Source organism: Streptomyces sp. JH002, assembly GCF_050916115.1.
Taxonomy (GTDB): domain Bacteria; phylum Actinomycetota; class Actinomycetes; order Streptomycetales; family Streptomycetaceae; genus Streptomyces; species Streptomyces xiamenensis.
This window is the reverse complement of record NZ_CP087989.1, coordinates 2,427,964-2,444,771: the sequence shown is the minus strand read 5'-3', so window position 1 is coordinate 2,444,771 and position 16,808 is coordinate 2,427,964. Positions and strand designations below refer to the sequence as shown.

Sequence of the window (16,808 nt, the reverse complement as noted above, 5' to 3'; positions counted from 1 at the left end):
GGCCGGCGCCGCAGATTCAGCGGGCGCTCGCCGTACGCGGCCGGTGGGCCGGGGTGTGAGACGGGCCGGGCCCGGCGTCCACAGGGTGTGGATGCCGGGCCCGGCCCGTCACGGTCGAACGGCTCTGCCGTCCCGCTCAGAAGCGGCGGGTGATCAGAGCCTTCTTCACTTCCTGGATGGCCTTGGTGACCTCGATACCGCGCGGGCAGGCGTCCGTGCAGTTGAAGGTGGTGCGGCAACGCCACACACCGTCGCGGTCGTTGAGGATCTCCAGGCGCTGCTCGCCGCCCTCGTCCCGGGAGTCGAAGATGAAGCGGTGCGCGTTGACGATCGCCGCCGGGCCGAAGTACTGGCCGTCGTTCCAGAACACCGGGCACGAGGAGGTGCACGCGGCGCACAGGATGCACTTGGTGGTGTCGTCGAACCGCTCGCGGTCCTCGGCGGACTGGAGCCGCTCGCGGGTGGGCTCGTTCCCCTTGGTGATGAGGAACGGCATCACGTCGCGGTACGCCTGGAAGAACGGGTCCATGTCGACCACGAGGTCCTTCAGGACCGTCAGACCCTTTATCGCCTCGACCAGGATCGGCTTGGTGGCCACGCCGTCCTTGATCTCGGTGATGTCCTTGATCAGGGTCTTGCAGGCCAGCCGGTTGCGGCCGTTGATGCGCATCGCGTCCGAGCCGCAGATGCCGTGGGCGCACGAGCGGCGGAACGTCAGGGTGCCGTCGTTCTCCCACTTGATCTGGTGGAGGGCGTCCAGGACGCGCTCCTTCGGATCGATGCGGATCTCGAAGTCCTGCCAGCTCGCCTCGGCCGAGACCTCCGGGTTGAACCGGCGGATCCGGAAGGTGACGGTGACGAGGTGGCTGGAGTCCTGCCCGGGGGAGGACACCTTGTCCAGTGTCGGGGTGGCCATCAGTACTTACGCTCCATCGGCTGGTAGCGGGTGACGACGACCGGCTTGTAGTCCAGCCGGATCGACTCGTTGCCCTCGGCGTCGACCTCGCGGTAAGCCATGGTGTGCCGCATGAAGTTGACGTCGTCGCGGTCGGGATAGTCCTCCCGGTAGTGGCCGCCGCGGGACTCCTTGCGGGCCAGCGCGGAGACGGCCAGGACCTCGGCCAGTTCCAGGAGGTTGCCCAGCTCCAGGGCTTCGAGCAGGTCGGTGTTGAACCGCCGGCCCTTGTCCTGGACCGAGACGTGCTGGTAGCGCTCGCGCAGGGCCGCGATGGTGTCCACGGCCTCCTTGAGCGTTTTCTCGGTGCGGAAGACCATGGCGTTCTTGTCCATGGTCTCCTGCAGCTCGCGGCGGATGTCGTGCACCCGCTCGGTGCCGGTGGACTCCCGCATCCGCTCCACCTCGGTGGACACGAACTGCTCGGGGTTCTCCGGCAGGTCGACGAAGTCGGCGGTGGCCGCGTACTCCGCCGCGGCGATGCCGGCCCGGCGGCCGAAGACGTTGATGTCCAGCAGCGAGTTGGTGCCAAGCCGGTTCGCGCCGTGGACCGACACGCAGGCGACCTCGCCCGCCGCGTACAGGCCGGGGACGACGTCCGTGTTGTTCGCCAGGACCTCGCCCGCGATGTTGGTGGGGATGCCACCCATCGCGTAGTGCGCGGTCGGCTGGATCGGGATCGGGTCGGTGTACGGCTCGATGCCCAGGTAGGTGCGCGCGAACTCGGTGATGTCCGGCAGCTTCGCGTCCAGCTGCTCCGGCGGCAGGTGGGTGAGGTCCAGGTAGACGTGGTCGCCCTCGGGGCCGCAGCCGCGGCCTTCCCGGATCTCGGTGTAGATCGAGCGGGAGACGACGTCACGCGACGCCAGGTCCTTCATGACGGGCGCGTACTTCTCCATGAAGCGCTCACCGTCCTTGTTCCGCAGGATGCCGCCCTCGCCGCGCGCGCCCTCGGTGAGCAGGATGCCCATCTTCCAGATGCCGGTCGGGTGGAACTGGAAGAACTCCATGTCCTCCAGCGGCAGCCCGCGCCGCCACGCCGCCGCCTGGCCGTCGCCGGTCAGGGTGTGGGCGTTGGAGGACACCTTGTAGAACTTGCCGTTGCCGCCCGAGGCGAAGACGACGGCCTTCGCCTGGAAGACGTGCAGCTCGCCGGTGGCCAGCTCGTAGGCGACGACGCCGGCGGTCTTCTTGACCCCGTCGACCTCGGTGAGCAGCAGGTCCAGGACGTAGAACTCGTTGTAGAACTCCACGCCCTCCTTGACGCAGTTCTGGTACAGCGTCTGGAGGATCATGTGCCCGGTGCGGTCGGCCGCGTAGCAGGAGCGGCGCACCGGCGCCTCACCGTGGTTGCGGCTGTGCCCGCCGAAGCGCCGCTGGTCGATGCGGCCCTCGGGGGTGCGGTTGAACGGCAGGCCCATCTTCTCCAGGTCGAGGACGGAGTCGATGGCCTCCTTCGCCAGGATCTCGGCGGCGTCCTGGTCGACCAGGTAGTCGCCGCCCTTGATGGTGTCGAAGGTGTGCCACTCCCAGTTGTCCTCCTCGACGTTGGCGAGGGCGGCGGCCATGCCGCCCTGTGCCGCGCCGGTGTGGGAGCGGGTGGGGTAGAGCTTGGTCAGTACGGCGGTACGGCTGCGCTTGGTGGCCTCGATGGCCGCGCGCATCCCGGCGCCGCCCGCACCGACGATGACGGTGTCGTACTTGTGGATCTGCATGTGTTCGTCAGCCCCGGTGCGGTCAGGTGATGTTCGGGTCGAAGGTGAAGATCACCAGCGTGCCCAGCAGGACGGTGAAGATGGTCGCCGTGTAGAGCAGCATCTTCAGCCAGAAACGGGTGTTGTCCCGCTGCGCGTAGTCGTTGATGATCGTCCGCAGCCCGTTGGCGCCGTGGAGCATGGCGAGCCACAGCATGATCAGGTCCCACGCCTGCCAGAACGGGGAGGCCCAGCGGCCGGCCACGAAGGCGAAGCTGACCTTGGAGACGCCGCCGTCCAGCACCAGCTGGATCAGCAGGTGGCCCAGGACCAGGACGACGAGCAGGATGCCGGACAGGCGCATGAACAGCCAGCCGTACAGCTCGAAGTTGGTGCGGGTGGCCTTGGGCGTCTTGCCGGTACGGGCCCGGGGCGGCTCGATGACCGGGGCGGGGTGGTCGGCGTCGTACCCCTCGTCCACGGTGATGGAATCAGTGGAAGACATCGTGCATCAGCTCCCGAACAGCTCACGGAAGGCGTGCGAGAGGACGGGGTACGCGGCCCCAGCCATCAGCACGACCCAGACGCCCACCACGGAATACAGCATGTGCTTCTGGTAGCGGGCGCCCTTGTTCCAGAAGTCGACGGCGATGACGCGCAGGCCGTTGAGCGCATGGAAGAGGACGGCGGCGACCAGTCCGTATTCCATGAACGCGACGAGCGGCGTCTTGTACACGGCGATGGTGTCGTCGTAGGCGTCGGGGGAGACGCGCACGAGTGCGGTGTCGAGGACATGAACGAACAGGAAGAAGAACACCAGGACACCGGTGACTCGATGAGCCACCCATGACCACATGCCTTCCCGGCCGCGGTACAGCGTTCCTGCCGGCACGGAAGAACCCTCCGAAGCGATTCGGGGCCTGCGGCGGCACTCCTGTCTGTCGAAGGGTCTCCGTCGGGCCCGGCCGGGTACGGTCCACCGGCCGCCCGCCATGCTATCGACGGGGGGACCCCGTGTTGGACGCGGGGTCTAGGGTGTGATCAATCGCGCATGGATCTCATCCTTTCGCGTGAGCCATCCGCTGATCCGGTTACCGTCGTGAGTATGAAAAGCACGGTATGGCGGATATGGGCGATTGTCGCCGTCGTGGGGCTGATAGCCACCGCGACGGCACTTGTCGTCACTCAGCGGTCCGACGGCGGCGACACCGCCTCGGACCATCCGGACCCCACCCAGACCTCCCCCGCGGCGAATCTGCCCGACCCCGTACTGGCCGACGGCCCCACCGGTGACCTCCAGACCGTCCCCCAGGTCACCACCTGGGAGCCGGCCGACGGCCCCGGCTGGGCCCCCTCCGACACCACCCGGGTGGTCACCGAGTCCGGCTCGGACGCCACCGGCGCCGCCGACCGGCTGGCCGACGAGCTCTCCGTGGACCGCGCCGACGACGGCGCCCGCGCCTCGGACGTCCTGCTCACGATTGACCCGAACGCAGGAACGGGCCCCGAGGGATATTCCCTCACCACCCGTGACCACCAGGTCACGATCACCGCCGAGACCGGGGCCGGCGCCTTCTACGGCACCCGCACCCTCGTGCAGTCCGTGCGCGCGGACGGCGGCGTCCCCGAGGGCTCCGTCCAGGACGCCCCCGACCGCGAGCAGCGCGGCCTGATGCTGGACACGGCCCGCAAGTTCTACTCGGCCGAGTGGATCGAGGAGCGGCTGCACGAGCTGGCCGACCTCAAGCTCAACGAGTTCCACCTGCACTTCAGCGACGACCAGGGCTTCCGCATCGAGAGCGAGAGCCACCCCGAGATCGTCTCGCAGGAGCACCTCACCAAGGACGAGGTCACCTCGATCGTCGAGCTGGCCGAGTCCCTGCACATCACCGTCATCCCCGAGATCGACTCGCCCGGACACCTGGGCGCGGTGCTCGACGCCAACCCCGACCTCCAGCTCAAGCGGGCGGACGGCTCGGTCTCCGAGGGCGCCATCGACATCTCCAACCCCGACTCCGCCGCCCTCATCGACGATCTGCTGCGCGAGTACGCCCCGCTCTTCCCCGGCGCGTACTTCCACGTCGGCGGCGACGAGTACCCGGCGCTGTACGCCTCCGACCCCGAGGCCACCTATCCGAACCTGGCCCGGGCCGCCGAGGAGCAGTACGGGGCCGGGGCGACCGTACGGGACCTGGCCACCGGCTGGATCAACGACCGCGCCGCGACCGCCCGCGAGCTGGGCAAGACCCCGCAGGTGTGGAACGACGGCATGCACGCCGGCGGCAAGGTGCAGCCCAGCGAGGACCGGCAGGTCACGTACTGGACCGGCCGCGAGATCGGCGCCCGCGAGCCGCAGGAGTACCTCGACCAGGGCTTCCCGCTGATCAACCTCAACTCGGCCTATCTCTACTACGTGCTCGGCGAGCCCAACGAGTTCACCTACCCCACGGGTGAGGCCATCTACAACGAGTGGACGCCCGACGTGGTGCGCGGCTCCACCGCGCTGCCCCAGGGCGAGGGCGGCCCGGAGAACGTGCTCGGCGCCCGCTTCGCGATCTGGTGCGACCTCGCCGACGCCCAGACCCCCGAGCAGGTCGCCGAGGGCATCCGGCTCCCGCTGGCCGCCATGGCGCAGAAGACCTGGCACGCCGGGGAACCCAGCGGCACCTGGGCGGAGTTCACCCAGCGGGTGGATAACGTCGGATGAGGGTGGGCTAGTCTCGGGCCCACAGAAAATGATCATGGTCGGCGTGCCGGGCGGACCGTCCGGGGCGCCGATGGCAGCCAGGGCCGCCACCCCCCACAGGAGAGGCCCCGGCTGCCGCGGCGGACCCACGCCTGGCGGGGCTCGGGTCCGCACCTCGTACAGCGTGCAAAGGCCGGTTTCTGTTACCGGGTGGATACGTACAGATGCGCCATGGACTGAGTAGCACGGGAAGCGTAGCGTTCGGTATCCACAGCGCACAGTTACCAGCTCTGGAAACAGAACGGCGAAGAGTGCGGCGTGGAGGCCGCTAAGGGGGGCCGGAGTGCAGGCGCAGGTTCACTCGCAGGACCAGGTTCACGAGCAGGTGGGGGAACCACGGCGGCGACCCGACCGCGCGGTGGTGGCCGACCGCCGGCTCACCGCCGCGGTGCAGGCCGCGCAGGAGGGTGATGAGAGCGCCTTCCGCCAGGTCTTCCACGCGGTCCATCCACGGTTACTGGGCTACGTGCGCACCATGGTCACCGGGCCCGACGCCGAGGACGTGACCGCCGAGGCCTGGCTGCACATATCCCGGGACCTGTCGCGCTTCAGCGGCGACGCCGACCGGTTCCGCGGCTGGACCCACCGGATCGCGCGCAACCGCGCCCTGGACCACCTGCGGGCACGCGGGCGGCGCCCCCAGGAGTGCGGGGTGGAGGACGCCGGACTGATCGAACTGCCGGCCGGGGTGGACACCGCCGAGGCCGCCATGGAGGCCGTCGCCACCTCCCGCGTCTTCGACCTGGTCGCCACCCTCCCCAGGGAGCAGGCGGGCGCCGTCGTGCTGCGCGCCATGCTGGGCCTGGACGCCAAGCGGGCCGCCGTCGTGCTGGGCTGCCGCCCCGGCGCGGTGCGCACCGCCACCCACCGGGGGCTGCGCCGGCTCGCCCAACTGGTCGCCGAGCGGCCCGAGCACGAGCCGGCGGGCGCGGCGCTGCCCGCCTCCCCGGCTGTTCAGAACGCCAGGGGAGCGTCCTCGGCGGCCTCCGGGACACCCGCCGTTCCGGCCCCGGTAACGAAATCCGGGCGCGCGGCGCAGTAAGAGGCAGGCCGACTGGTCATCGGCCCCGGGTCGACCCGAGGTCCCCCCCGTACCTCTGGGTAGGCCCCTCGCGCGGGCGGGGTAGCTTTCCCCCTAGCCCCGTCCGCGCACTCCCTCCTCCACGCCGCTCCGATCCCTCCGCTCCTTCCCCGGGCGGTGCGGCGCTCGTTAAAGTCCCTGCCATGACGCGTGAGTCTGAGTCGGGCAAGCCGATCGATCCGGTATACGGCCCGGAAGCTCTCAAGGGCTGGGATCCAGCCGAAAAACTCGGCACCCCGGGCAGCTATCCGTACACCCGCGGTGTCTATCCCTCCATGTACACCGGCCGGCCGTGGACCATGCGCCAGTACGCCGGGTTCGGTACCGCGACCGAGTCCAACGCCCGCTACCGGCAGCTGATCGCCAACGGCACCATGGGCCTGTCCGTCGCCTTCGACCTGCCCACCCAGATGGGGCACGACTCGGACGCCCCGATCGCGCACGGCGAGGTCGGCAAGGTGGGGGTCGCCATCGACTCCATCGACGACATGCGGGTCCTGTTCGACGGCATTCCGCTGGGCGAGGTCTCCACCTCGATGACCATCAACGCCCCCGCCGCGCTGCTCCTGCTGCTCTACCAGCTGGTGGCGGAGGAGCAGGGAGTGCCGCCCGAGCGGCTCACCGGCACCATCCAGAACGACGTGCTCAAGGAGTACATCGCCCGCGGCACCTACATCTTCCCGCCCAAGCCCTCGCTGCGGCTGGTGTCGGACATCTTCCGCTACTGCAAGGCGGAGCTGCCCAAGTGGAACACCATCTCCATCTCCGGCTACCACATGGCCGAGGCCGGGGCGACGCCCGCGCAGGAGATCGCGTTCACGCTGGCGGACGGCATCGAGTACGTCCGCACCGCCGTCGCCGCCGGGATGGCCGTGGACGACTTCGCGCCCCGGCTGTCGTTCTTCTTCGTGGCGCGCACCACCATACTGGAGGAAATCGCCAAGTTCCGGGCCGCGCGCCGGATCTGGGCCCGCGTGATGCGCGAGGAGTTCGGCGCCCAGAACCCCAAGTCGCTCATGCTGCGCTTCCATACCCAGACCGCCGGGGTCCAGCTCACCGCGCAGCAGCCGGAGGTGAACCTGGTGCGGGTCGCCGTCCAGGCGCTGGGCGCGGTGCTCGGCGGCACCCAGTCGCTGCACACCAACTCCTACGACGAGGCCATCGCGCTGCCCACCGACAAGTCGGCCCGCCTGGCGCTGCGCACCCAGCAGGTGCTCGCGTACGAGACCGATGTGACCGCCACCGTCGACCCGTTCGCCGGCTCCTACGTCATGGAGTCGATGACCGACGACGTGGAGAACGCCGCCGTGGAGCTGCTGGAGCGGATCGAGGAGCGCGGCGGCGCCGTCGCCGCCATCGAACAGGGTTTCCAGAAGACGGAGATCGAGCGCAGCGCCTACCGGGTCGCCCTGGAGACGGACGCGGGGGAGCGGGTCGTCGTCGGCGTCAACCGCTTCCAGCTCGCCGAGGAGGAACCGTACGAACCGCTGCGCGTGGACCCGGCCATCGAGGCGCAGCAGGCCGCCCGGCTCGCCGCGCTGCGCGCCGAACGCGACCAGCCGGCGGTGGACGGCGCGCTGGCGGCGCTGCGCGCGGCGGCCGAGGACCCGCAGGCGAACGTCCTCTACCCGATGAAGGAGGCGCTGCGCGCCCGCGCCACGGTGGGCGAGGTCTGCAACACGCTGCGGGAGGTGTGGGGGGCGTACATCCCCTCGGAGACCTTCTGAGGGGGCCGCGGTGTGGCGGAAGGTGTGCGGGGGGTACGGAAGTTGCGCGGACGCGGCCCGGCCGCGCCGTGCGGGAGCACGGCGTGCCGGTCGATAGGATCCGATCCCTGACACCCGCTCACGAAAGGTGACTTCGCGGCTCCGTGCGGTGACCGCGCGGCGGTCGCGGCACGCTTCCGCACGACCGTGAAGGCTCTCCATGGCACGTCCTCCGTCCACTTCGGCACTGTGGCCCGTGGCCATGGTCGTCGCGCCGTGTGCGTCGGCCGCGCCGCTGGTCCTCGCGCTGCTGGCCGCCCCGTCCCGGTGGGCGATGGCGGCGGCGTGCGGCACCGGCGCGGCGGCGCTGCTCGGGCTGCTGCTCGCCCTGTGGCGCGCGCACCGCGCCACCGCCGCCGAACTGGCCCACCAGCGGGCGGAGACCGCCCGGCGGCTGGCCGAACTGGCCCGGCGCGACAAGCAGTGGCGCTCCTTCACCGACCAGCAGGCCGCGCTGCTGCGGCAGGAGTGCGAGCACCTGCTGACGGAACGGCTGCCCGCGGTCTTCCGGGGCCGCGAGGTGCCGCCCGTCAAGTACCGCGCCCAGCTGCCCGAGACCGTGGTGCGGGACTTCGAGCGGGTGGTCGCGGAGATCGCCGAACGGCTCGCGGAGCGCTCGGAGTCGCAGCGCCTGGCCATGGTGGCGCTGGCCGGCCGCGTGCAGACCTCGGCGCACCGCATCCAGGCCGCCGTCACCACCTTGTCCGAACGGCACGGCCACGACCCGGACATCCTGGAGGCGGCGATGTGGGTGGACCACGCCGCCACCCAGCAGGCGCGGCACGCCCAGAGCCTCCAGGTGCTCGGCGGGGAGTGGCCGGGCCAGCGCTGGGAGGAGCCGATGGCCCTGGTGGACGTGGTGCGCGCCGCCTCCGGCCGGATCGTCGCCTACCGGCGGGTGGAGGTGGCGGGCGAGCAGGACGTGGGGGCCGCCGCCCGGGTCGTCGAGCCGCTGATCCATCTGATCGCCGAACTCCTGGCCAACGCCACCGAGCACTCCCCGCCCAGGACCGTCGTCCCGGTGATGGTGCGCACCGTGCAGCGCGGCGCCGTCATCGAGATCGACGACGGCGGCCTGGGTATGGACGAGTACCGCATGGACCGGGCCCGGCAGATCGTCTCGGGGCGGCGGCCGGTGGCGCTGGCCGACGTGGGGGAGGTGCCGCGCACCGGCTTCGCGGTGGTGGGGCGGTTCGCCGCCAGGCACGGCTTCCAGGTGGACCTGTCGCCCTCCCCGTACGGCGGGGTGCGGGTGGTGATCCTCATCGGTCGGTCCGATCTCGCCACGGTGGAGCCGCTGGGCGCCGGTGGCGGCCGGGGCCGGCGGGAGCTCGGCCCGGCACCGGGCCGGCTCCCCGGCCCCGGCCACGCGCCGCGTTCGGGGCCCGGCGGCGGTCCGGGGACCGGCCGGGGGCCCGGCGCAGCTCCCCGTTCCGGCCGGGGGCTGGTCCAGGGCTCCGGCTCCGCCCCCGGTCTCGGCTCCGCACCCGGCCCCCGGCCCGAATCCGGCCCCGGCTCCGAACCCCGCCCCGGTACGCAGCCCGTACCGCAGCCCCGGCCGGAACATCCCGGCTCCGTCCCCCGGCACGCCAGGGCCCCGGAGCCGGTCCCGCAGCATGGCCAGGACCCGGCGCCCCCGCCCGTACGCCCCTCCGGACTGCCCCAACGCGCCTCCCGCCGCGGCGAGACGCTGCCCCGGCAGCCGTGGAGCGCACCGCCCGAACCGCAGCAGACCCCCGAGGAGGCGGGGGACTGGATGGAGACCTTCCTCGCCGGCGGCGCCGCCGGAACCCCGGCCGGCCCCGCCGACCCCACCACCCACCCGAAAGGCTGAACGCGCATGCAGTACGTCGAAAGCCCCGAGCGGCAGAGCTGGATGATCTCCGAGGTGGCCACCGTGCCCGGCGTCAGACATGTCATCGTGTTCAGCTCGGACGGGCTGCTGCTCGCCTGCTCGGAGGGGATCGACCGGGACAGCGCCGACCGGCTGTCCGCGAACTGCTCCGGGCTGCAGTCCCTGGGCCGCAGCCTGGGCCGGGACTTCGGCGAGGAGGACGGCGCCGTCAACCAGCAGATGGTCGACTTCAGGGGCGGCTACCTGTTCATGCGCAGCGCGGCCGGCACCCATCTCGCCGCCGTCACCGGTCCGGTGGTGGACCCGGGCCTGGTGGCCCAGCGGATGCAGGCCCAGATTCTCAGGATCGCCGCCGTGCGCCCCGGCGGCGGCCCGCCCCCGCGAGGGAACGCCTGATCGCCGATGAGTGAGAACGGCGGATACCGTGAGAGGGCGCTGCGGCCCTATGTGATCACCGGGGGGAAGTCGCGTCCGAGCCGTACCACCATGGGGGTGGAGACACTTCTGGTGCGGGCGGACACCGCCGGACCGCTGCCGGTGACGGCCACCCGGGAGATCAGGGCCCTGGTGCGGATGTGCGAGCGACTGCTCTCCCTCGCGGAGGCGGCCGCCCGTCTCCAACTGCCGCTCAGCCTGGTGAAGGTGCTCGCATCGGAACTGGTGGACGGCGGTTATCTGATCGCCCGCTCGGGAATCCCGCAGGCGGTACGCCCCGACAGGGAATTGCTACAGGAGGTTCTGGATGGTCTTCGCCGACTCCGCTGAGTCCGCGCCCGCCGCTGACCGCTATCTGCCGGACTCGGTGCGCCGGGCGGTGAAGGTCCTGGTGGTGGGCGCCTTCGGGGTCGGGAAGACGACGCTGGTGGGCTCGGTCAGCGAGATCGAGCCCCTGCGCACCGAGGAGGCGCTGACCGAGGCCGGCGTCGGTGTCGATGACCTCACCGGCATCGACGGCAAGCGGATGACCACTGTCGCCATGGACTTCGGCCGGCTCACGCTCAACTCGCAGCTGGTGATGTACGTGTTCGGCACCCCGGGACAGCAGCGGTTCTGGGAGCTGTGGGAGGGGCTGGCCGAGGGTGCGCTCGGCGCGCTGGCCGTGGTGGACACCCGCCGGCTGGCCGACAGCTTCGAGGTGCTGGCCCAACTGGAGCTGCGGGGGCTTCCGTTCGCCGTGGCCGTCAACCAGTTCCCGGACAGCGCGGTGTACGCGACCGAGGAACTGCGCGGCGCCCTGGACCTGACCGAGGACACCCCCGTCGTCACCTTCGACGCCCGGGACCGGGCGTCCTCGATGGACGCGCTGGTCACCCTCGTCGAGTACATATCGGGCCCCGCCCACCCCCGCGGCGTTCCCGCCACCGCCGCAGCCCCCGGGTGACCTGTTCACCGCCGGGGCCGTACCGCTTCACCTCGGCGGTGACCCGGAGGCCGTCCGTCCGCCTCGTACCGGCCGCGTCCCGCGTCCGGGGCCGGGCCCCCGGTCAGCCGGGGACGTAGAGACTCGCTCCCCGGCTGAAGACATCGTCGGCACGGGGATGGACGGCGCCCAGCACACGGCCCCGGCAGTCCTCCGTGGCGAAGACGAGGACCGTGATGTCGGTGCCGTTCGCCACCGTCAGCGGCCGGACCGTCCCCGGGTAGCAGCCCTCACCGGGATCGGTGTACCGGGTGTCGCCGACCGTCAGGGTGCCCTGCGCGCCACCGCCGGGGCCGCTAGCGCCAGCATCAGTGCCCCCGCCACCACCACCGCCGCCGTCATGGCCGACATGCGACGTACCATCGCGACCTCCACAAGGAGCAAGGAATCGGGTGGGTCAACCGCCCCCACCTGTTCCTCCCCTGCCGCCGGGCGCGGCGATCGCGAGGTCACCCGGATGTGCGGCTCCCCGGCGCGCCCGGCGTCGCGGGCCGAGCCGCGCGGGCCGCCACCCCGCGCCGCACGCCCCGCCTCGCCCCGCGCCGTCACCTTCCGGCGCCGTGGCTGAACGGCTCCCCACCGCAAGGTGAACGGGGGCTGACCCGTAACCCAGTTGGTCGCACGGTGCCGATCCGTTCACCCTCTGTTGGTCATCAGTTGGCCCCTTCCTGGGGCGCGCTGCCTAGGTTCCCTGATGTGCCAAGTCCTTCCCCCCACGACCCGCCCCGCGTCGCCGTCCTGGCGGACTCCGACACCCGGTGGAAATGGGGTGCCCACACCGCCCGCCGGCTGGTCCCCGGCGCGGTCCCGCAGGGCTTTCTGCTGCGCGGCCGGGCCACCCCCACCGCCCGGCAGCTGGCCGAGAGCGGCGCGGACGCGGGCGAGGCCCGCGAGATCACGGCCGCCGACTTCCTGACCGAACTGGGCCGCGGCACCCACCAGGTGCTGATCCTGGCCTGCGTGGGCGGCACCGTCCAGGCGCTGCTGCACGCCCTCGCGGACGTGTGGAAGGGCGACCGGCAGCGGCCCGTGGTCGTCACCGGCTACGTGGGCGTGGTCTACGAGAAGCTCACCGACGGCCTGCTGCTGCGGCACGGCGCCGACGTGGTGCTGGCCAACAGCCCTTACGACGTACGGCGCTTCCGCGCGGTGTACGAGGGGGTACGGGCCGACGCCTCCGCCGTCACCGAGTGCGCGCTGCCCTTCCTCGGGGGTGCACGGCACGACGTGCGCCCGCGGGGGGAGGACCGTCCCTACCGGCTGGTGTTCGCCGTGCAGCCCTCGGTCCCCGGCAGCCGCGCCGACCGCGCGTACCTGCTGGAGCGGGCCATGGCGCACGCCCGCCGGCACCCCGGACGCGAGGTCATCGTCAAACTGCGCAGCAGGCCGGGCGAGCAGACCACGCACGTGGAGGAACTGCCCTACCAGCGGCTGGCGGAGCGCGCCCGCGACCGGCGGCCCGACAACTTCTCCCTCGCCTACGGCAACATGGGCGAGGTCCTGGACACCACCGACCTGCTGGTGACGGTCTCCTCCACCGCCGCGCTGGAGTCCCTGCACCGGGGCATCCCCACCGCGATCCTCACCGACCTGGGCATCCGCGAGCCGCTGGGCAACCACTACTTCACCGGTTCGGGCTGCTTCGCCTCCTGGGACGAACTCGACGCCGGGTACCGGCCCGAGCCCGACCCGGAGTGGCTGGCCGACCAGGGGCTGGGCGCCGACCCCGAGCAGGCGTACGGCCCGGCCCGCGAGCGGTTGAGCGCCCTGCTGGGCGCGCCGCGCCCGCCGCTGACGCCGTACTACACGCGGCGCACCGCCCCCGGCTATCTGCCCGGCATCCTCGCCCGGCACGACACGGCGGCGCCCGCCTCCACCCACCGCCTGCTGCGGCAGGCCGCCCGCGCCACGTACCGCACGGCGGCCCAGCGCATCGCGCCGATCATCCGCCGCTGGGGGCAGCTGTGACCGCCCCCGCACCCGGCACCCCCGGGCCCCGCGCTCCCGACCACGACCCCGAAAGCGACGTCATGCCCAACGTCCTGGCCGTCATACCCGCGCGCGGAGGCTCCAAGGGGGTGCCCGGCAAGAACCTCGCGCCCATCGCCGACGCCCCGCTCGTGGTCCGCGCCGTACGCGCCGCCCGGGCCGCGCGGCTGATCGGACAGGTCGTGGTCTCCACCGACGACCCCGGCATCGCCGCCCTGGCCCGCTCCGCGGGCGCCGGCGTCGTCGAACGCCCCGCGCGGATCTCCGGGGACACCGCCACCAGCGAGGCCGCCGTCCTGCACGCCATGGACACCGTCGAACAGCGCGACGGCACCGCCCTGGACGTGGTCCTGCTCGTGCAGTGCACCAGCCCCTTCATCACCCCCGGCGACCTGGACGGCGTCACCCGCGCGGTGCTCGACGGAGCCGACTCCGCCTTCACCGCCGCCCCCTTCCACGGGTTCGTGTGGCGCGAGAGCGACCAGGGCGGACACGGCGTCAACCACGACAAGGCGTACCGGCCGCGCCGCCAGGACCGCCCGCAGGACTGGCTGGAGACCGGCGCCGCGTACGCCATGCGCGCCCCCGGGTTCCGCACCGAACGCCACCGCTTCTTCGGCCGCACCTCCCTGGTGCCCGCCGACCCCGCCCGCGTCCTGGAGATCGACGATCCGCACGATCTGGACCGGGCCCGCGCGCTCGCCCCGCTGCTGGACGGCACCGGCGGACGCCTGCCCGGCCGCGAGGACATCGACGCGGTCGTCATCGACTTCGACGGCACCCAGACCGATGACCGGGTGCTGATCGACTCCGAAGGACGGGAACTGGTCGCCGTGCACCGCGGCGACGGCCTCGGTATCGCCGCGCTGCGCCGCGCGGGGCTGCCGCTGCTGATCCTGTCCACGGAACAGAACCCGGTCGTCGCCGCCCGGGCGCGCAAGCTGCGCATCCCGGTTCTGCACGGCATCGACCGTAAGGACCTCGCACTCAAGCAGTGGTGCGAGGAGCACGGGATCAACCCCGAACGCGTGCTCTACGCCGGCAACGACGTCAATGACCTGCCCTGCTTCGGCCTCGTCGGCTGGCCGGTGGCCGTCGCCGGCGCCCATGACGTCGTCACCGCCGCAGCCCGCGCCGTCACCACCGCCCCCGGCGGCTACGGCGCGATCCGCGAGATCGCCTCGTGGATCCTCGGAAAGGAACTCCGCACCTCATGACCACCAGCAACCGCCTCCGTCAGCTCGGCGACCGCGTCGTGGGCCCCGGCCGCCCCGTGTACGTCACCGGTGAGATCGGCATCAACCACAACGGTGACCTGGACAACGCCTTCGCCCTGATCGACGCCGCCGTCGAGGCCGGCTGCGACGCCGTGAAGTTCCAGAAGCGCACCCCGGAGATCTGCACCCCGCGCGACCAGTGGGACATCGAGCGCGACACCCCCTGGGGCCGGATGACGTACATCGACTACCGGCACCGGGTCGAGTTCGACGCGGACGACTACGCCGCCATCGACGCGTACTGCAAGAAGCACGGCATCCACTGGTTCGCCTCCCCGTGGGACACCGAGGCCGTCGACTTCCTGGAGAAGTTCGACGTGCCCGCCCACAAGGTGGCCTCCGCCTCGCTGACCGACGACGACCTGCTGCGGGCCCTGCGCGCCACCGGCAAGACCGTCATCCTGTCCACCGGCATGTCCACCCCGCGGCAGATCCGGCACGCGGTCGAGGTCCTGGGCTCGCAGAACATCCTGCTCTGTCACGCCACCAGCACCTACCCGGCCAAGGCCGACGAGCTGAACCTGCGCGTCATCAACACCCTCCAGGCCGAGTACCCCAACGTCCCGATCGGCTACTCCGGCCACGAGACCGGCCTGCAGACAACCCTCGCCGCGGTCGCCCTCGGCGCCGTCTTCGTCGAGCGCCACATCACCCTGGACCGCGCCATGTGGGGCTCGGACCAGGCCGCCTCCGTCGAGCCGCAGGGCCTGACCCGCATGGTGCGCGACATCCGCACCATCGAGGAGTCCCTGGGCGACGGCGTCAAGAAGGTGTACGACAGCGAGCTGGCCCCCATGAAGAAGCTGCGCCGCGTCAAGGGCGTCGTCGCCGAGGGCGCCGAGACCGGCGAGCGCGAGCCCGCCAACGCCTGACCCGCAGCACCCCCGCAACCCACGGAAGGGCGGAGAAGATGACGACCGACGAGACGCTGGCGTTCGCCGAGAGCCCGGTCCAGCTGCTGAACATACTGGAGTGGGCCCACGTCCACCCCGGCGCCCGCACGGTTGTCATCCTGCCCCCGCACGACCCCATCTCCCGGGGCCAGCTGCGCCGGATGGCCCAGCTGGCCCGGGACGAGGGGCACCGCGTGCTGTGGCAGGAGGCGCGCGGCGGGGCGGTCAAACCCTCCCGCGCCCTGGCCGCCCTCGCCGGGCCGCTGCGCCGGGCGAAGCTGCTGCTGATCGGGGACCCGTTCTCCCGGTACCTCCAGCTGCTGCTGTCCATGGCCCGGCGCTGCGACGTGGTCGTGGTGGACGACGGCACCGCCACCATGGAGTTCACCGCGCAGCTGGCGCGCGGCGAGCGGCTGGTGCGCTGGCACCGCACCGCACCCTCCGGGGCGCGCGCCGCGCTGTTCGCGCCGGTGGCCAAGCGCGCGGTGCGGCGGCTCACCCCGGCCACCGGGGTGGGGGTGGAGGTCTTCACGGCGATGCCGGTGGATCCCCCCGAGGGCGTCGCCGTCACCGCCAACACCCTGGCCTGGACCCGGGACCGGTTCGGCCCGCCCCGGGTCGCCGAGGGCGCCGACCTGGTCGGCACCTCGCTGGTGGAGACCGGCGTGCTGCACGAGGACCGCTATCTGAGCGCGGTCGCCGAACTGGCCGACCGGCACGGCGTGGCCCGCTACTACGCGCACCGCAAGGAGAGCGCCGAGAAGCTGCGCCGGGTGGAGCGCGAGGCCGGCCTGGAGATCGTCCGGCCCGACCTGCCGCTGGAACTGGTCGCGCGGCGCGGTCCCGTCGGCTCCAAGATCCTCTCCTTCCCCTCCACCGTCGTGCACACCCTGCCGCTGGTGCTGTCGGACACCAGCACCGAGATCGTGGTGTGCGACGTGTCGCCCGGCTGGTTCACGGACCGGGTCACCGAGCGCGCCAGCGGCTTCCTGTCCGCCGTCACCAACACGGCGCGCGGCGCCCACGGACTGAGCTTTCTCCCCGCCCCTCAATGAGGGGCACCCGCAGGAGCACGAGAGACCCGCGAGGCCCGACCCCGGCTGAGCCCGGCCGGCCCGGCGGCCGGCGTGGG

The 16,808-nt window shown here is 72.0% G+C and carries 16 protein-coding genes; 11 read left to right on the top strand and 5 right to left on the bottom strand.

What is annotated here, in order from left to right; translation table 11 throughout:
* Positions 1-136: 136 nt before the first annotated feature.
* Genes H7827_RS10805 through sdhC form a run of 4 tightly spaced genes read right to left on the bottom strand, consistent with a single transcriptional unit; the run spans position 137 to position 3,541 of the window.
* Entirely contained in the window at positions 137-916 is a 780-nt protein-coding gene (locus H7827_RS10805; protein WP_200365040.1) for a succinate dehydrogenase iron-sulfur subunit, read from the bottom strand.
* Positions 916-2,670 carry a succinate dehydrogenase flavoprotein subunit gene (gene sdhA / locus H7827_RS10800; protein ID WP_432744493.1) on the bottom strand — a complete coding sequence of 585 codons (1,755 nt, stop codon included), beginning with the start codon at positions 2,668-2,670 and terminating at the stop codon, positions 916-918. The genes H7827_RS10805 and sdhA overlap by 1 nt, the downstream gene beginning before the upstream one ends.
* Before the next feature lie 22 nt (positions 2,671-2,692).
* Positions 2,693-3,154, bottom strand: coding sequence for a succinate dehydrogenase hydrophobic membrane anchor subunit (locus tag H7827_RS10795; RefSeq protein ID WP_030728806.1), 462 nt, complete (start codon positions 3,152-3,154; stop codon positions 2,693-2,695).
* 6 nt (positions 3,155-3,160) lie between these two features.
* Entirely contained in the window at positions 3,161-3,541 is a 381-nt protein-coding gene (gene sdhC / locus H7827_RS10790) for a succinate dehydrogenase, cytochrome b556 subunit (protein ID WP_078635258.1), read from the bottom strand.
* 213 nt (positions 3,542-3,754) lie between these two features.
* Between sdhC and H7827_RS10785 the strand changes: the two genes are divergently transcribed.
* The 7 genes from H7827_RS10785 to H7827_RS10755 all read left to right on the top strand — a co-directional run bounded on the left by H7827_RS10785 (position 3,755) and on the right by H7827_RS10755 (position 11,478).
* The gene (locus tag H7827_RS10785) at positions 3,755-5,356 is read left to right on the top strand and encodes a beta-N-acetylhexosaminidase (protein WP_432744488.1); all 1,602 of its coding nucleotides are present in this window, start codon (positions 3,755-3,757) and stop codon (positions 5,354-5,356) included.
* Between the two features lie 397 nt (positions 5,357-5,753).
* Positions 5,754-6,437, top strand: a complete 684-nt coding sequence (locus tag H7827_RS10780) for an RNA polymerase sigma factor (protein ID WP_386535451.1) — start codon at positions 5,754-5,756, stop codon at positions 6,435-6,437.
* A gap of 182 nt (positions 6,438-6,619) precedes the next feature.
* A complete protein-coding gene (locus tag H7827_RS10775; RefSeq protein ID WP_432744485.1) occupies positions 6,620-8,203 on the top strand; it encodes an acyl-CoA mutase large subunit family protein in 1,584 nt (527 codons plus the stop codon).
* A gap of 199 nt (positions 8,204-8,402) precedes the next feature.
* On the top strand, positions 8,403-10,076 hold the full coding sequence (locus H7827_RS10770; RefSeq protein WP_432744482.1) for an ATP-binding protein: 1,674 nt from the start codon (positions 8,403-8,405) through the stop codon (positions 10,074-10,076).
* Positions 10,077-10,082: 6 nt separating this feature from the next.
* On the top strand, positions 10,083-10,493 hold the full coding sequence (locus H7827_RS10765; protein ID WP_432744479.1) for a roadblock/LC7 domain-containing protein: 411 nt from the start codon (positions 10,083-10,085) through the stop codon (positions 10,491-10,493).
* Positions 10,494-10,499: 6 nt separating this feature from the next.
* The gene (locus H7827_RS10760; protein WP_030728787.1) at positions 10,500-10,862 is read left to right on the top strand and encodes a DUF742 domain-containing protein; all 363 of its coding nucleotides are present in this window, start codon (positions 10,500-10,502) and stop codon (positions 10,860-10,862) included.
* Positions 10,840-11,478: a GTP-binding protein gene (locus H7827_RS10755; protein ID WP_432744475.1), complete on the top strand. Its 639-nt coding sequence runs from the start codon at positions 10,840-10,842 to the stop codon at positions 11,476-11,478. Before H7827_RS10760 ends, H7827_RS10755 begins: the two co-directional genes overlap by 23 nt.
* A gap of 103 nt (positions 11,479-11,581) precedes the next feature.
* Here the strand turns inward: H7827_RS10755 and H7827_RS10750 are convergent, their stop codons facing one another.
* Positions 11,582-11,713 carry a hypothetical protein gene (locus tag H7827_RS10750; RefSeq protein WP_267880988.1) on the bottom strand — a complete coding sequence of 44 codons (132 nt, stop codon included), beginning with the start codon at positions 11,711-11,713 and terminating at the stop codon, positions 11,582-11,584.
* A gap of 500 nt (positions 11,714-12,213) precedes the next feature.
* On the opposite strand from H7827_RS10750, the gene H7827_RS10745 reads away from it, so the two are divergent.
* The 4 genes from H7827_RS10745 (at position 12,214) to H7827_RS10730 (ending at position 16,731) form a co-directional block, all read left to right on the top strand.
* Complete coding sequence (locus H7827_RS10745; RefSeq protein WP_432744472.1) at positions 12,214-13,485, top strand: DUF6716 putative glycosyltransferase; 1,272 nt, start codon at positions 12,214-12,216, stop codon at positions 13,483-13,485.
* Positions 13,486-13,547: 62 nt separating this feature from the next.
* Entirely contained in the window at positions 13,548-14,723 is a 1,176-nt protein-coding gene (locus tag H7827_RS10740; protein WP_432747972.1) for a cytidylyltransferase domain-containing protein, read from the top strand.
* Entirely contained in the window at positions 14,720-15,655 is a 936-nt protein-coding gene (locus tag H7827_RS10735; protein ID WP_030728776.1) for an N-acetylneuraminate synthase family protein, read from the top strand. The genes H7827_RS10740 and H7827_RS10735 overlap by 4 nt, the downstream gene beginning before the upstream one ends.
* A 38-nt stretch (positions 15,656-15,693) precedes the next feature.
* Complete coding sequence (locus tag H7827_RS10730; protein WP_262833275.1) at positions 15,694-16,731, top strand: hypothetical protein; 1,038 nt, start codon at positions 15,694-15,696, stop codon at positions 16,729-16,731.
* Positions 16,732-16,808: the final 77 nt, after the last annotated feature.

Excerpts from the sequence above, each read along its gene's own strand:
- H7827_RS10805 (WP_200365040.1), bottom strand. The coding sequence starts at position 916 with ATGGCCACCCCGACACTGGACAAGGTGTCCTCCCCCGGGCAGGACTCC.
- sdhA (WP_432744493.1), bottom strand. The coding sequence starts at position 2,670 with ATGCAGATCCACAAGTACGACACCGTCATCGTCGGTGCGGGCGGCGCC.
- H7827_RS10795 (WP_030728806.1), bottom strand. The coding sequence starts at position 3,154 with ATGTCTTCCACTGATTCCATCACCGTGGACGAGGGGTACGACGCCGAC.
- H7827_RS10785 (WP_432744488.1), top strand. The coding sequence starts at position 3,755 with ATGAAAAGCACGGTATGGCGGATATGGGCGATTGTCGCCGTCGTGGGG.
- H7827_RS10775 (WP_432744485.1), top strand. The coding sequence starts at position 6,620 with ATGACGCGTGAGTCTGAGTCGGGCAAGCCGATCGATCCGGTATACGGC.
- H7827_RS10770 (WP_432744482.1), top strand. The coding sequence starts at position 8,403 with ATGGCACGTCCTCCGTCCACTTCGGCACTGTGGCCCGTGGCCATGGTC.
- H7827_RS10765 (WP_432744479.1), top strand. The coding sequence starts at position 10,083 with ATGCAGTACGTCGAAAGCCCCGAGCGGCAGAGCTGGATGATCTCCGAG.
- H7827_RS10760 (WP_030728787.1), top strand. The coding sequence starts at position 10,500 with ATGAGTGAGAACGGCGGATACCGTGAGAGGGCGCTGCGGCCCTATGTG.
- H7827_RS10755 (WP_432744475.1), top strand. The coding sequence starts at position 10,840 with ATGGTCTTCGCCGACTCCGCTGAGTCCGCGCCCGCCGCTGACCGCTAT.
- H7827_RS10740 (WP_432747972.1), top strand. The coding sequence starts at position 13,548 with ATGCCCAACGTCCTGGCCGTCATACCCGCGCGCGGAGGCTCCAAGGGG.
- H7827_RS10735 (WP_030728776.1), top strand. The coding sequence starts at position 14,720 with ATGACCACCAGCAACCGCCTCCGTCAGCTCGGCGACCGCGTCGTGGGC.
- H7827_RS10730 (WP_262833275.1), top strand. The coding sequence starts at position 15,694 with ATGACGACCGACGAGACGCTGGCGTTCGCCGAGAGCCCGGTCCAGCTG.